Raw genomic sequence first — 14,656 nt, 5'->3', positions numbered from 1 at the left:
CGGTCCTCGACTGTTCTCCACGGTCCTCGACAGCTCAGGCCTCAGACATCCGACGTACGGCGCCCGATGCCCGACGTCCGTCATGCGACTGCGTACGGCGTATGCCGTACGACCTGTCCCGTCCTGTCCTGTCCGTCCTCCGTCCCCGACCTCTCGAGACTCCGCAGGGCGCAGGCCCCGTACGGCCGAAAGCCGTTCGGCCGGTGCGGCCGAGACCCTGCGGTCGGGTCGGCCGGTCCTCATTGGGGTGAGGGCCGGCCGGTCCACGCCCCTCAGGTCGGTTTCAGGGGCTGATCGCGGGGCCTCACCAGGCAAACCCCAGCCTGGTGAGGCCCTTTCGGCTGGCATTCTGTGACCGTAATCACCGCCCAGGTGTGATCTGCGATTTACGGCCCCACCGCCTGCGGGGATAACCTGCGAGACGGACATGCCGCGTGTCGGCCACCGTGCTCACGCCCTCCTTGTGACCGCGCAGTCACGTTGCCCTCGCGGCACGCCCACGCAGACAACGAACCGCGAATTACCTGATAGGGACGGACGCGCGTGGACCTGTTCGAGTACCAGGCGAGGGACCTCTTCGCCAAGCACGGTGTACCGGTGCTGGCCGGTGAAGTCATCGACACGCCTGAAGGGGCGCGCGCGGCGACCGAGCGACTTGGCGGCAAGTCCGTCGTCAAGGCGCAGGTCAAGGTCGGTGGCCGCGGTAAGGCCGGCGGCGTGAAGCTGGCCGGCACCCCGGACGAGGCCGTCGCTCGCGCGACGGACATCCTCGGCATGGACATCAAGGGCCACACGGTCCACAAGGTGATGATCGCCGAGACGGCTCCGGAGATTCTTGAGGAGTACTACGTCTCCTACCTCCTCGACCGCACGAACCGCACCTTCCTCGCCATGGCCTCCGTACAGGGCGGCATGGACATCGAGGAGGTCGCGGAGAAGACCCCCGAGGCCCTCGCGAAGGTCCCGGTCGACGCCGTCGAGGGCGTCTCGATCGAGAAGGCGCGCGAGATCGTGGCGCTGGCGAAGTTCCCGGAGGAGGTGGCCGAGAAGGTCGCCGAGGTCCTCGTGACCCTGTGGGACACCTTCGTCGCCGAGGACGCGCTCCTCGTCGAGGTCAACCCGCTCGCCAAGGTCGCCTCCGGTGACGTCCTGGCGCTGGACGGCAAGGTCTCCCTGGACGAGAACGCCGAGTTCCGCCAGGCGGACCACGCGGCCCTGGAGGACAAGGCCGCGGCCAACCCGCTGGAGGCCGCCGCCAAGGAGAAGAACCTCAACTACGTCAAGCTCGACGGCGAGGTCGGCATCATCGGCAACGGCGCGGGTCTCGTCATGAGCACCCTCGACGTCGTCGCGTACGCAGGCGAGAACCACGGTGGCGTGAAGCCCGCCAACTTCCTCGACATCGGCGGCGGCGCCTCCGCCGCGGTCATGGCGAACGGCCTGGAGATCATCCTCGGCGACCCGGACGTCAGGTCCGTCTTCGTCAACGTCTTCGGCGGCATCACCGCCTGTGACGAGGTCGCCAACGGCATCGTCCAGGCGCTGCAGCTGCTCGCCGACAAGGGTGAGGAGGTCAGCAAGCCGCTGGTCGTCCGCCTCGACGGCAACAACGCCGAGCTGGGTCGCAAGATCCTCTCCGACGCCAACCACCCGCTGGTGCAGCGCGTGGACACCATGGACGGCGCGGCCGACAAGGCCGCCGAGCTCGCGGCCGCGAAGTAAGGGACGAGGGAAAGAACAGCCATGGCTATCTTCCTCAACAAGGACAGCAAGGTCATCGTCCAGGGCATGACCGGTGCCACGGGCATGAAGCACACCAAGCTCATGCTCGCCGACGGCACGAACATCGTCGGCGGTGTGAACCCGCGCAAGGCCGGCACCTCGGTCGACGTCGACGGCACCGAGATCCCCGTCTTCGGCACGGTCGCCGAGGCCATCGAGAAGACGGGCGCCAACGTGTCCGTCCTCTTCGTGCCGCCGGCCTTCTCCAAGGCCGCAGTCGTCGAGGCCATCGACGCCGAGATCCCCCTCGCGGTCGTCATCACCGAGGGCATCGCCGTCCACGACTCCGCCGCCTTCTGGGCGTACGCGAAGTCGAAGGGCAACAAGACCCGCATCATCGGCCCGAACTGCCCCGGTCTCATCACCCCGGGCCAGTCCAACGCCGGCATCATCCCGGGCGACATCACGAAGCCGGGCCGCATCGGCCTGGTCTCGAAGTCCGGCACGCTGACGTACCAGATGATGTACGAGCTCCGGGACATCGGCTTCTCGTCGGCCGTCGGCATCGGTGGCGACCCGGTCATCGGTACGACGCACATCGACGCGCTCGCCGCGTTCGAGGCCGACCCCGACACCGACCTGATCGTCATGATCGGTGAGATCGGCGGCGACGCCGAGGAGCGTGCGGCGGACTTCATCAAGGAGAACGTGACCAAGCCGGTCGTGGGCTACGTCGCGGGCTTCACCGCGCCCGAGGGCAAGACCATGGGCCACGCCGGCGCCATCGTCTCCGGCTCCTCCGGCACGGCCGCCGCGAAGAAGGAGGCCCTGGAGGCCGCCGGCGTCAAGGTCGGCAAGACGCCGACCGAGACGGCGAAGCTGGCCCGCGCCATCCTGGCCGGCTGACCCGGGACGTCCCGGTCGGCCGGTCGATGTGCCGACATGTCGACGGGCCCGCATCCCCACCGGGGTGCGGGCCCGTCGGCGTCCGGCGGACCGGGCGTCCTCAGCGGAGCTGCGGCAGGAGTTTCTGCGGGCCCTCGCCGAACATGGCCCGGAGCCTGGCGCGCAACTGCACGTCCTCCGTCGACAGCTGGAGGGGACCGGAGCGCGGGGGAACGCCCGGCACCGTCTTGGCCGGGGCCTGCGGGGCCTCGTAGTGGTCGGGGGCCGTGTGGAGCGTGAACGCGGTGGAACCGATGACCAGCACCGTGAGGGCGACGGCCGCACGGGTCCAGTGGCGGGCCCGGCGTTCGCCGCCGGTACGGACGGCGGCGGCTTCCGGGGCGGTCCGCAGCCGTTCCGTGTCACCGAGCTCCTTGAGCCGCCGCCGCAGTTCGTCCGTCTCCGCCAGCTCCGGAAGACGTGCGGCGACGGTCGCGCGCGCGTACATCAGGCGGTTCGCCGCCGCCGCGGTGCTCGCCTCCGTCTCGGCCGCGGTCTCCGGCAGCCCGAGTCCGAGCCCGTCGTGCAGGAGCAGGGTGCGCCGGTAGGCGGGTGGCAGACCCCGCAGTACGGACAGCAGCCGGCGGTCGTCCAGCGCGGCGGGCGGCGGCTCCGGCAGTCGCAGGCGCAGCCGCAGCCGGTGCCAGGGGGACATCGCGTACTCGTACGCCGCCGCCCGCACCCAGCCCGCCGGGTCCCGGTCGACCGCCACCTCGGGCCAGCGCTGCCACGCCAGCTGGAAGGCCCGCTCCACGGACTCCCGCGCCAGCTCACGCCGCCCGGTGAGCAGGTACGTCTGCCGTACGAGGGCGGGGGCGGCGAAGGCGTAGAGGACGTCGAAGGCCTGAGCGGGCGTCAGGGCGTCACCGGTCGCGGGGCCGTCGGCGGTCGCGAGGTCGGCGGCGGCAGGGACAGTGCTCTCCATCACCGGTCACCCCTTCGTACGTAAAAGCACATAAACGTATATTGAGCGACACATCCGAGGTTCGCCTGTTACGACGGGAAAGCGCGTGTCGTTGGGAGCATGACGGGCGTGACCCAGATGACCGATCGCAACCCGGACGGAAGTCCGGAGGGAAGTCCGCGCCGCCATCCGGACGGGAGGCCGTACCGCGGCCCGTCGCCGTCGATGTCGCCCTCGCTCGTCCGGCTGCGGGAGCGGCCGGGCGGACTGGCCGCCGGCCTGGTGGGAGGTGCGCTCGCGGCGGGGCTCGGGCTGGGGGCGTCCGCCGTACTGGTGATGGTCGTGTGGATCAGTTCGCCCTACCCGGACAGCGGTCCCCACGGGGCACTGCACGTGGCCGCCACGCTGTGGCTGCTGGCGCACGGCGCCGAACTGGTCCGCACGGACACATTGTCCGGCGTACCCGCACCCATCGGGGTGACCCCGCTGCTGCTGGTCGCCCTGCCTGCGTGGCTGCTGTACCGCGCGGGGCGCGACGCGGCGGACGGCGGGGACGCGTCCGGGCCGGTCTCCGCCCGCACGGCATGGGCCGGTGCCGTCGTGGGATACCTGACGGTCGGCGCCGCCGCCGCGGTGTACGCCTCGGGCGGCGAACCGCGCCCGTCGTGGCCGTCCGTCGCCCTGTGGCCGCCGCTGCTCGCGATGACCGCGGTGGGGGTGGGGGTCCGGGCGAGCCTCGGGCGACCGCTCGGACCGCTGCCGCTCCCGTCGCTGTTGCTGTCGCTGCGCCGGACCTCCGGCGGTCCGCCCGCCCCTTCTGCCGCTCCCTCCGCCGCCGGGTCCCGGCTGCCGGTCGCCGCGCGTGCCGCGGCCGCCGGTGTCGCGGCGCTCGTGGGGGGCGGGGCCGTGCTCGTCGCGGTCTCGCTGATGTGGCACGGAGGCCCGGCGCGGCAGTCGTTCCTGCAACTCACGGAGAGCTGGTCGGGCCGGTGCGCGGTGCTGCTGCTGGCGCTGGCCCTCGTCCCGAACGCCGCGGTGTGGGGAGCCGCGTACGCCCTCGGCCCCGGATTCGCGCTCGGGGCCGGGCACGCGGTGTCGCCGTTCCTCTCGGACCCCGGCCGGCGGCTGCCGCCCTTCCCCCTGCTGGCGGCCGTTCCGGACGCCGGGCCCGGTACTCCCCTGAACTGGGCGGCCGGAGCCGTGCCCCTGGTGGCCGGGGTCGTGGTGGCCTGGTTCACGGTCGGGGCGACCGGGGCGACCGGGGGAAGGAGCGCGGCCTCCGCGGCCTCCCGGCGCGCCGCCGCCTGGTCCTGCCGGCGGATCGCCGAGACGCTGGCGCTCGCGGCACTCCTGTGCGGCTCCGCCCTGGCGGTGCTCGTCGCACTGGCGGGCGGGCCCCTCGGGGTGGCCGCCCTGTCCGACTTCGGCCCGGTCTGGTGGTGGACGGGGTCGGCCGCGGCGGGCTGGATCGCGGGGGTGGGACTGCCGACGGGGCTGGCCCTGCGCGCGTGGCGGCTGCGCGGACCCGGACGTGGGCGCCGCGTGTACGGCCTCCCGACGCACCTGCGCTCCGGTGCTGGGACAGGGGCAAGGACAGGGACAGGGAAAGGGACAGGGATCAGGACCGGGCCCGGAACCGGAACCGGACCCGTGGGAAGCGGCCGGTTGGGGAGACGGCGCCCGGGAAAGCGGCCTCCGGGGCACGGGGATTCCGGGTGCGGGGACTCCTGACCCGGTGGGTGGCACCGGACCGGGCTGCCGCCCCCGCGGACCCGCTCGACCGCCCGGACCGACGGCAGCCCGGACCGACGTGACAGCCGGACCGACGTGACAGCCGGGCGGGCCGGGAAGCAGCCGGCGCGAGAAGGGATCAGCCGCGCGTCCCCAGCAGCCCCTGCAACTCGTCCGGGAGCAGGTCGTCGCAGGACTTCTTCGCCGTGTTGGTGAGGGAGTCGTTCACGCAGGTGTAGTAGTCGCGGTACACCAGCTGGGCCGTGAAGGTCATCGCCACCATGGTGAGCGCCAGGGACGCCGTGACCAGGCCGCTGATCGCCGCGGTGGTCTGGGGCCTCGCGCCCTGGGTCGGCGGGGCCGGGGCGTCCGGGGCCGCCGGGCGCGGCTTGTCACGCAGGGCGCTGATCGCCCAGTAGAGGGCCAGGGCGCCGAGCAGCAGTGCCACGTAAGACCAGCTGAAGAGGGCGAAGAAGAACGCCCACATGCCGCCGAGCAGTGCGTACCGGGCGCGTCGCTGCGCGGGGTCGGCCGGGTCCCAGCGCGTGCCGGAACCGGGACCGCCGGACCCCTGCGGACCGCCCTGACCGCCGCCGGGGCCGCCCGGGGAGCCGGAACCGGGCTTGTCGCCGAAACGGCCGCCCTGCGCGCGCCCCGGCTGCCGGTCGCTCCACTGGCTGCCCCACGGGGAGCTGCCGTCGTCCTGGCCGGGGCCGCCGTCCTGGCCGCCCGCGGGGCGCCGGGGCTGCCAAGGCCGGTCGGGGGTGCCCTCGGGGGGCGGGGCGAAGGGGTTGTCGTCCGAGGAGCCGCTCGGCGCCCGGGACGGCTCGGGCCGCTGCCCGGAAGCCGGCGCACCGGACCCCTGGCCACCCGCGGACCCCTGGTCACCCGGAGATCCCTGGCCGCCCGCGGAGCCCTGGTCACCCGCGGAGCCCGGCCCGCCCTCGGGCACGTCGTCGCCCTCCCGCGGTGGAACGGGGGAGGGGCGCCGCTCGCGCAGCAGGAGCGGGAGGCGTCGGAGGCGTCGGTCCGGCATCAGGTGTGCGTCTTCCCCTTGGCGGTGTTCGGCTTGGCGGTGTTCGACTCGGCGGTGCTCGGCGGGCGGTGTGTCCGGCGGTGGCGTCCGTCGGGCGGTGGTGTCGGCGGGCCGCTGTCCACGGAGCCGGTCACGCGTCCGGGGCCCGCTTCCCGGACATGCGTACCTGTGCCTGGTCAACGTCCCGTACGCGAAAGGCGTTCCCCCGCGCGGACCGTCTTCCCCGGGCGGTTCCTCCCCAGACGCTACCTTCCGGCCGTGCCCCCGTCCCCAGGGGGCCGTCCGGTGTGCCGGTATCGTTGCTGCCGGTCGGCCGCTTCGTAGACTTCCCCGTATCCCAGGGCGCGAAGCATTCGTACGACCGTACAAAGGCACTCCCCGAGAAAGGGCCCCGCCGTGGCCAAGGCCAAGCGCCTCGTCGTGCTGGTCTCCGGATCAGGTACGAATCTGCAGGCCCTCCTCGACGCGGTCGCGTCGCAGGGGCCGGACGCCTACGGGGCGGAGATCGTCGCGGTCGGCGCGGACCGCGACGGCATCGCCGGCCTGGAGCGCGCCGAGCGCGCCGGGCTGCCGACCTTCGTCCGCCGGGTCAAGGACTACGGGACCCGTGAGGAGTGGGACGCGGCGCTGGCCGGGGCCACCGGCGCGTACGCGCCGGACCTCGTCGTCTCGGCCGGCTTCATGAAGATCGTGGGCAAGGAGTTCCTGGCCCGCTTCGGCGGCCGGTTCGTCAACACCCACCCCGCTCTGCTGCCCAGTTTCCCGGGGGCGCACGGCGTCCGTGACGCCCTCGCCTACGGCGCGAAGGTCACCGGGTGCACCGTCCACTTCGTCGACGACGGTGTCGACACCGGCCCGATCATCGCCCAGGGCGTGGTCGAGGTCCGCAACGAGGACTACGAGGACGAGGGTGCGGCTCTCCATGAGCGCATCAAGGAAGTCGAGCGAAAGCTGCTCGTCGATGTCGTGGGGCGGCTCGCCCGCAACGGCTATCGCATCGAGGGACGAAAGGTAGTTATCCAGTGACAGCCGAGAGCACAGGCAGCGCAGGCACCACAGACAGCACAGGTACGGCCGAGGGCACCAAGCGGGTCATCCGGCGCGCGCTCGTCAGCGTGTACGACAAGACCGGACTCGAAGAGCTCGCCCGCGGCCTGCACGCGGCCGGTGTCGAGCTGGTCTCCACCGGCTCCACCGCGGCGAGGATCGCCGCCGCCGGGGTCCCGGTCACCAAGGTCGAGGAACTCACCGGCTTCCCCGAATGCCTGGACGGCCGGGTCAAGACGCTGCACCCGCGCGTGCACGCGGGCATCCTCGCCGACCTGCGGCTGGAGTCGCACCGGGAGCAGCTCGGCGAGCTGGGCGTCGAGCCGTTCCAGCTGGTCGTCGTGAACCTCTACCCGTTCCGGGAGACCGTCGCCTCCGGCGCCACCCCCGACGAGTGCGTCGAGCAGATCGACATCGGCGGTCCCTCGATGGTCCGCGCCGCCGCCAAGAACCACCCGTCCGTCTCCGTGGTCACCAGCCCCGCGCGCTACGCCGACGTGCTGTCCGCGGTCCGCGACGGCGGCTTCGACCTGCACGCCCGCAAGCGGCTCGCGGCCGAGGCGTTCCAGCACACCGCCGCGTACGACGTGGCCGTCGCCTCCTGGTTCGCGGGCGAGTACGCGCCCGCCGACGATTCGGGCTTCCCCGCGTTCGTCGGCTCGACGTTCGAGAAGCGCAGCACCCTGCGCTACGGCGAGAACCCGCACCAGGGCGCCGCGCTGTACGTGGACGGGTCGGGCGGCGGCCTGGCCGACGCCGAGCAGCTGCACGGCAAGGAGATGTCGTACAACAACTACACGGACACGGACGCCGCGCGCCGTGCCGCGTACGACCACGCCGACCCGTGCGTCGCCATCATCAAGCACGCCAACCCGTGCGGCATCGCGATCGGCGCGGACGTCGCCGAGGCGCACCGCAAGGCGCACGCCTGCGATCCGCTGTCGGCGTTCGGCGGCGTCATCGCCGTCAACCGCCCCGTCTCCAGGGAGATGGCGGAGCAGGTCGCCGAGATCTTCACCGAGGTCATCGTCGCGCCCGGCTACGAGGACGGCGCGCTGGAGGCCCTCGCCAAGAAGAAGAACATCCGCGTGCTGTGCGCCCCCGAGGGCCCGGCCACGCAGGTCGAGGTGAAGCAGATCGACGGCGGCCGGCTCCTCCAGGCCGCCGACCGTCTCCAGGCCGGGGGCGACGACCCGTCCTCCTGGACCCTCGCGACCGGCGAGCCCCTTCCGCAGGAGGAGCTGGACCAACTGGCCTTCGCCTGGCGGGCCTGCCGGGCCGTCAAGTCCAACGCGATCCTGCTCGCCAAGGACGGCGCCTCCGTCGGCGTCGGCATGGGCCAGGTCAACCGCGTCGACTCCGCCAAGCTCGCGGTCGAGCGCGCGGGCGCCGAGCGCGCCCGGGGCTCCTTCGCCGCCTCGGACGCCTTCTTCCCCTTCCCCGACGGCCTGGAGATCCTGACCGCGGCCGGTGTCCGGGCCGTGGTCCAGCCCGGTGGCTCGGTCCGCGACGAGCTGGTGGTGGAGGCGGCGGAGAAGGCCGGCGTGACCATGTACTTCACGGGGACACGGCACTTCTTCCACTAGCCGGCCCGGCGTACCGGCGTACGGCGGGTTCCGGCCCTCCCCCGAGGGGGCCGGAGCCTCGCCGTACGCCCGTACGCCTTCGTTCCGTGTGCCTTCGTTACGCCTTCGTTCCGTGCGCTGTGCCCAGCCTGCCCGCCCGTGCCCGCGCGGGGTACCTCGGAACTCTCAGGGTCACTTCTTCCCCGGGGGCGTGTATTCCTTGAGGTGGTGGGCGACGCGGTCGGCGTAGACGCGGTACTTCGGGGGCACTCCGCCCGCGCCGTTCACCTTCGCGTAGGACGTCCGGTAGGCGGCGGCGATCAGTGTCCGGCGGTCGCCCGGCAGGTCGGCGTCCAGCCGGGGCGCGATCCAGCACAGGTACCGGCCCATCGCCGGGATGGACTCGGCGGGCGGGAAGGGCGGCTCGGGCACCGACTCCGCGGGGGTGCCGTCGTCGTGCATCCACCAGCGCAGCACCCGGGGCGTCCAGCGGGCGATGCCGTACTCGTCCTTGGCGGGGTCGGCGAGGTCCGGGTCGAAGTCGCTCTCCACCTTCAGCATGGCGGCGATCAGGGCCGGTGTGACGTCCTTCTGGTCGCAGTCGTGCGCCGTCTCCACGATCAGCAGGCGGTACGCGGAGGGGATGCCGCGGTCGGTACGGAGGTCGGCCGCCCCGTACGGAGCGGCCGTGACGTTCCCGGTTCCGGCGCCCTCCCCGGCGCCGTCCGCCCAGGTGCTGACGCCGTACCCGAGCGCCGACACGGCGAGGGCGGCGGCCGCGGCGCCGAGGGCCGTCGCCGTCCGGCGTCCGCGCCGTGAACGGACCCCGCGCGGACGGATCCTCTGTGGACGGACCTTCTGCGGACGGAACCTCCGCGGGCGGACCTCCCCCGGACGGGGGGAGCGGGCCGTGCCGACCGCCGCCTCCACCCGCCGCAGCAGCTCCGCGGCGGAGATCCGCTCCGGGTGCGTACGCGCCAGGCAGGCCCGCACGATGTCCCGCCAGGCGTCCGGGAGCGCGGGGGACAGGCGCAGCTCGTCCGTGCCGCGCGCGTGGCGCACCGCCGCGTCCCGGCGCGCCGAAGGGCTGCCGCCCGGCAGCGGGAACGTGTCCGTCAGGACGAGGTGCGCGAGGACGCCGAAGGCCCATATGTCGGCCGAGGGTCTGGTCTGCCGCCCGCGTTCGCCGATCTCGGACCAGAGCAGTTCCGGCGGTGTGTAGTCGGACGTGGAGAACGCGGGCGTGTAGGCGTGCGTGCCCTCCAGCTCCGCGGCCATGTTGAAGTCCGCGAGACGGACCGAACCGTCCGCCATCAGCAGGACGTTGGCGGGCTTGAGGTCACCGTGCACCCAGCCCGCGCCGTGCAGCTGGACCAGCCCTTCGCAGACCTGCGCGAGCAGGGCGGGACCGGGTGCCGGCCGCGGGGAACGGGCCAGCAGCGCCGCCAGGGAGCTCTCGGCGCGTTCCAGCACGAGGACGGTGGCGCCGTCCAGCTCGGGGTGGTCCGGGTCGTCGACCGTGCGCGTCTCGTACAGCCGGATCAGCCGGGGGCGGCTGAGCCGGCGGTGCAGTGCCAGCTCACGCTCGGTGAGTTCGCGCAGATGGGCCAGTTGACGGGGCGTGCCCGTGCCGGTGGGCATGAACTTCAGCGCCACCGACCGCGGCAGGCCCTCGCGGGCCCGGTCGCCGCGGGCCTCGTACACGCTGCCGAACGCCCCCGTGGCGATGGGCTCCCGTACTTCCCAGGGGCCGACCCGGTACCCCTTCGGCACCGCCACCGCGTACGCCTCCGTCACCGGACCGCCCGTCCCGCCGGTGCCGCCAGGACGGCCAGGTCGTCCTCCCGCACCAGGTCGAACCGGAGCGCCAGGGAGACCAGGGACTCCTTCTTCCCGTTGAGGCGCGGGCCGGTGTCCGCCGTCTCGGGGCCCGGCTTGAGGCGGAGCTTCACGGCCAGGTAGTCGATGTTCCACTGCACCGAGGTGCGGGACGCGGTCGGCCAGGTGGGGCGCAGCCGCTCGACGACCCGGTCGACCGTGGGCAGCGGGGCGTGCGGCTCACCGCGCAGGCGGGGTTCGCAGAGGGCGGCGAGGACCGCGAAGTAGCGCTTCGTACGGTCGACGGAGAAGGCGGGCGCGGTCGTCGCGCCGTCCAGGCCGCGCGGGGAGCGCAGGTAGTCGTGGCGGGGCGCCCACACCTCGACGGACAGCAGGTCGCCCGCGGCGGGGAGGACGATCCGCGAGAACTCGAAGGGGACCGGCGCCTCCAGGCGGCCGGGTCCCACCTTGATGTGCTCGCCCGCGCCCTCGGGGTTCTCCACGACGTAGGTCTGGTGGGACGAGAGGTTGCTCAGGGTCCAGAAGGTGCCCTGCGCGGTGATCTCACCGGCCCTGCGGGACACGCCCTCGTGCGCGATGGAGAGACCGCCACCGCCCGTACTGCCGTCGGGCGAATGGGCGTCGGGCGAATGGGCGTCGGGTGTACGGGCGTCGGGTGTACGGTCGCCGACCGCGCGGCCGAAAGGCAGCCGTTCGCCGGGCGCGAGCCGGATCCGGGAATCGGTGCGACCGCCGCCGGGCTCGTCCGCCGCGACGGCAGGAGGTACCACGATGATGCTGTACAAGGCCGTTCTCCCCGTCCCGCTTCCCGTCCTGTACGCGACTACGGGATCAGGGTAGGACGACGCACCGGGGCCGTGTCCCCTCCCGGCGGAGTGGAACACGGCCCCGGGCGTGAATGGCGCGAATGTGTCGCCACCGGAGAGCCGGGGGCTTCTGGGACGGTACGTTCGACGGCTGCCATCCGGACGGTCCGTGGACACCGCGGACACCGCGGACGTCATGGGTGGGACGCCGTGGGCGTCAGCCCTTGACGACCACCGAGCTGCACACCTTGTCGGCGAACGTCTGCTTCTTGGAGTCCCACAGCGGCCACAGCCAGCCGAGGTAGCAGGCGATGCTGTCGAGGAAGTGCGCGAGGCGGCGGACGAACGCCATGCCGACGCCGAGCGGCTGCCCGTCGCTCTCCCGCAGCAGGCGGATGCCGAGCGCCTTCTTGCCGATCGTCTGGCCGGTCCTGCCCTCCTGGACCAGCATCCAGATGGCCACGCCGACGATGGCGACGAAGGTGATGAGACCGAGGATCGCCGCCGCGGAGTCATTGCCTATGGCCGCCCCGACCACGAGCGGGAGGTAGGCGACCATGAGGACGAGCCCGTCCACGAGCGTCGCGAGGAACCGCTGGCCCCAGTGGGCGTACGGGGGCATGCCGCCGTACGTCTGCTGGTGGGGGGCGGGGTACCCGGGGTACTGCTGGCCGGGGTAGTGCTGGCCGGGCTGCTGCGGGTAACCGTAGCCGGGCTGCGGCGGGACACCCTGCGGGGGCTGCTGCGGGTAGCCGTAGCCGGGCTGGCCCTGCGGCTGCTGCGGGTAGCCGTACGGCTGCCCTCCCTGCGGGGGCTGTTGCCCGTAGGGGTTGTTCGGGTCGCCGAAGCTCATGACGGTTCCTCCGTTGATGGTGCGGGACGACGCGGTCGTACGGAGGAAAAGCACGAGTGGTCTGCGGTCCGTCCCCCTGCACTGCCCGCGGCACTGCGCGGCTTATGCTCTAAAAGCCCGGCCTCGTTGTCCAGCCGCGGCCTGCAGGAGTTGTGCAAGCGCAACATCGCTGATCACGCGCGGCACCGGTGCGGTCGGTCGATCGGGAAGGCAGTCGGGAAAGCGGTCGGGAAGGCGATCCGGAAAGCGATCGGACGGCGATCGGGCGGTCGATCGGAGGACGGTCGGGCGGTCGATCGGAGGGCGGATTGGAACCTGGCCCCGCTCATCCGCGAGGATGGGTCCATGACCGCCCAGATTCTCGATGGCAAGGCCACCGCAGCCGCGATCAAGTCCGATCTGACCGTCCGCGTGGCGGCCCTGAGGGAGAAGGGCATCACGCCCGGACTCGGCACCGTCCTGGTGGGGGACGACCCCGGCAGCCAGAAGTACGTCGCGGGCAAGCACCGCGACTGCGCCCAGGTCGGTATCGCCTCCATCCAGCGCGAACTGCCCGCGACCGCCACGCAGGAGGAGATCGAGGCGGTCGTCCGCGAACTCAACGAGGACCCGGCCTGCACCGGGTACATCGTCCAGCTGCCGCTGCCCAAGGGCATCGACGAGAACCGCGTCCTCGAACTGATGGACCCGGACAAGGACGCGGACGGCCTCCACCCGATGAACCTCGGCCGTCTCGTCCTGAACGAGCCGGCCCCGCTGCCCTGCACCCCGAACGGCGTCCTCACCCTGCTGCGTCAGTACGGGGTGGAGATCAAGGGCGCCGAGGTCGTGGTCGTCGGCCGCGGCGTGACGATCGGCCGTTCCATGCCGCTGCTGCTCACGCGGCGCTCGGAGAACGCGACGGTGACGCAGTGCCACACCGGTACGCGTGACCTGGCCGCGCATCTGCGCCGGGCCGACATCATCGTCGCCGCGGCGGGCTCCGCGCACCTGATCCGCCCCGAGGACGTCAAGCCGGGGGCGGCCGTCCTCGACGTCGGCGTCTCCCGCAACGCGGAAGGCAAGATCGTCGGCGACGTCCACCCCGGTGTGGCCGAGGTCGCCGCGTGGATCTCGCCGAACCCGGGCGGGGTGGGCCCGATGACCCGCGCCCAGCTCCTCGTCAACGTGGTCGAGGCGGCGGAACGCAGTGCCGGCTGAGCGGGACGCGGAGGCCGCGGCGCCCCGGAACGGAACACCGACCGAGTCCGGGGTCCCGGCCGACCCCGTGTCCTCGGAGCAGGGGAACGCCTCCGGGCAGGGGAACGCCTCCGGGCGGGAGTCCGTCTCGGACGCGAAGGGTGGTTCGGGGGCCGGGCCCGACTCCGGGGCGGCGTCCGGCGTGGAGGCGCAGGCCGCCGGTCCGGGCGCAGGCGCCGACCCGGAGCCGGAACGTGCCTCCGGGACCGATCCCGATGCGGAGGCCGAGCCTGACGCGGAGGCCGCGTCAGGTGCGGAGGCCGGAGGCGAGGGCGACGACACCGGTGGGATCGTCGTGCAGGACGGAGAGCTCACCGTCCGTGACGCCGTCAGCGCGCCCGGACCCGACGGGCAGCCCCGGCGGGTCACCCGGCGCTTCCCGCTCTTCACACGGGACACCGCGCCGCCCGAGGGCGGCGGCAGGGCGGCCCCCCGCGACGCGCCCGCACCCGTGCGGCAGTGGCCCATCCTCGCGGTCACCGGCCTGGTCGGGCTCGGTCTGCTGCTGACCGCGCTGGACGCCTTCAAGGTCGGCACCCTGCTGATCGGCCTCGCGCTGCTCGTGGGCGCCGCCATGCGCTGGATGCTGCCCGACGTGGGCATGCTCGCCGTCCGCTCCCGCTTCACGGACCTCGTCACGTACGGCGTCCTGGGCGTGACCATCGCGCTGCTCGCGATGATGGCGCAGCCCAATCCCTGGCTGGAGCTGCCGTTCCTGGACGACACGCTGCACTTCACCATCCGCACGTGAGCGCTCCGCGGCAGGGCGGGGCCGGGCGATGGCGGCGGCGCCCGTCCACTCCCCCGAACGCGGAGGGGCGCCGCCTGACCTCCAGGGTCATGGACGTGCCAACGGGCCTTCAATAGCCGTCAGGCCCCTGTGGCACGAAGGTGACGGTTCCGGGACGTCCCGCACGCAGCCCGCACGCGGCCCGCACGCGCACCGTGCACCCCACGCACCCCATGGCG

General features: G+C 73.0%; 11 protein-coding genes and 1 pseudogene. 7 read left to right on the top strand and 5 right to left on the bottom strand.

The genetic code is table 11. From position 1 onward, the window contains the following. Positions 1-543: 543 nt before the first annotated feature. Together sucC and sucD are read left to right on the top strand one after the other, a co-directional pair. The gene (gene sucC, locus KM933_RS01155) at positions 544-1,722 is read left to right on the top strand and encodes an ADP-forming succinate--CoA ligase subunit beta (RefSeq protein ID WP_221347826.1); all 1,179 of its coding nucleotides are present in this window, start codon (positions 544-546) and stop codon (positions 1,720-1,722) included. 21 nt (positions 1,723-1,743) lie between these two features. Then, positions 1,744-2,628 (top strand): succinate--CoA ligase subunit alpha, encoded by an 885-nt coding sequence (sucD, locus tag KM933_RS01150; protein ID WP_221347825.1) that lies wholly within the window; start codon positions 1,744-1,746, stop codon positions 2,626-2,628. A 100-nt stretch (positions 2,629-2,728) separates the two neighbouring features. Here the strand turns inward: sucD and KM933_RS01145 are convergent. Continuing rightward, positions 2,729-3,583 (bottom strand): annotated as a pseudogene (locus KM933_RS01145) (sigma factor-like helix-turn-helix DNA-binding protein); the annotation flags it as partial. A 213-nt stretch (positions 3,584-3,796) separates the two neighbouring features. Here KM933_RS01145 and KM933_RS01140 point away from each other — a divergent pair. Next, positions 3,797-5,302 carry a cell division protein PerM gene (locus KM933_RS01140; RefSeq protein ID WP_260332893.1) on the top strand — a complete coding sequence of 502 codons (1,506 nt, stop codon included), beginning with the start codon at positions 3,797-3,799 and terminating at the stop codon, positions 5,300-5,302. A gap of 139 nt (positions 5,303-5,441) precedes the next feature. Here KM933_RS01140 and KM933_RS01135 read toward each other — a convergent pair whose 3' ends face one another. Beyond that, positions 5,442-6,338: a hypothetical protein gene (locus tag KM933_RS01135; protein ID WP_221347823.1), complete on the bottom strand. Its 897-nt coding sequence runs from the start codon at positions 6,336-6,338 to the stop codon at positions 5,442-5,444. Between the two features lie 396 nt (positions 6,339-6,734). On the opposite strand from KM933_RS01135, the gene purN reads away from it, so the two are divergent. Both purN and purH read left to right on the top strand, forming a co-directional pair. After that, positions 6,735-7,364 (top strand): phosphoribosylglycinamide formyltransferase, encoded by a 630-nt coding sequence (gene purN, locus KM933_RS01130; RefSeq protein WP_221347822.1) that lies wholly within the window; start codon positions 6,735-6,737, stop codon positions 7,362-7,364. After that, a complete protein-coding gene (gene purH / locus KM933_RS01125) occupies positions 7,361-8,971 on the top strand; it encodes a bifunctional phosphoribosylaminoimidazolecarboxamide formyltransferase/IMP cyclohydrolase (protein ID WP_221347821.1) in 1,611 nt (536 codons plus the stop codon). The genes purN and purH overlap by 4 nt, the downstream gene beginning before the upstream one ends. Before the next feature lie 171 nt (positions 8,972-9,142). On the opposite strand, the gene KM933_RS01120 is transcribed toward purH, so the two are convergent. The 3 genes from KM933_RS01120 to KM933_RS01110 all read right to left on the bottom strand — a co-directional run bounded on the left by KM933_RS01120 (position 9,143) and on the right by KM933_RS01110 (position 12,448). Beyond that, on the bottom strand, positions 9,143-10,747 hold the full coding sequence (locus tag KM933_RS01120) for a serine/threonine protein kinase (RefSeq protein ID WP_221347820.1): 1,605 nt from the start codon (positions 10,745-10,747) through the stop codon (positions 9,143-9,145). Further along, a complete protein-coding gene (locus KM933_RS01115; RefSeq protein WP_221347819.1) occupies positions 10,744-11,574 on the bottom strand; it encodes an FHA domain-containing protein in 831 nt (276 codons plus the stop codon). The genes KM933_RS01120 and KM933_RS01115 overlap by 4 nt, the downstream gene beginning before the upstream one ends. Before the next feature lie 238 nt (positions 11,575-11,812). Next, positions 11,813-12,448 carry an RDD family protein gene (locus KM933_RS01110; RefSeq protein ID WP_221347818.1) on the bottom strand — a complete coding sequence of 212 codons (636 nt, stop codon included), beginning with the start codon at positions 12,446-12,448 and terminating at the stop codon, positions 11,813-11,815. Positions 12,449-12,793: 345 nt separating this feature from the next. Between KM933_RS01110 and KM933_RS01105 the strand changes: the two genes are divergently transcribed. Next, positions 12,794-13,648 carry a bifunctional methylenetetrahydrofolate dehydrogenase/methenyltetrahydrofolate cyclohydrolase gene (locus KM933_RS01105; RefSeq protein ID WP_173894377.1) on the top strand — a complete coding sequence of 285 codons (855 nt, stop codon included), beginning with the start codon at positions 12,794-12,796 and terminating at the stop codon, positions 13,646-13,648. Between the two features lie 328 nt (positions 13,649-13,976). Next, positions 13,977-14,438 (top strand): DUF3017 domain-containing protein, encoded by a 462-nt coding sequence (locus KM933_RS01100; RefSeq protein WP_430727261.1) that lies wholly within the window; start codon positions 13,977-13,979, stop codon positions 14,436-14,438. The last annotated feature ends 218 nt before the right edge of the window (positions 14,439-14,656 follow it).

The sequence above is a fragment of the Streptomyces beigongshangae genome (assembly GCF_019710745.1).
GTDB lineage: Bacteria > Actinomycetota > Actinomycetes > Streptomycetales > Streptomycetaceae > Streptomyces > Streptomyces beigongshangae.
The sequence above is the reverse complement of the archived record's forward strand: the minus strand, read 5'-3'. Positions and strand labels throughout refer to the sequence as shown.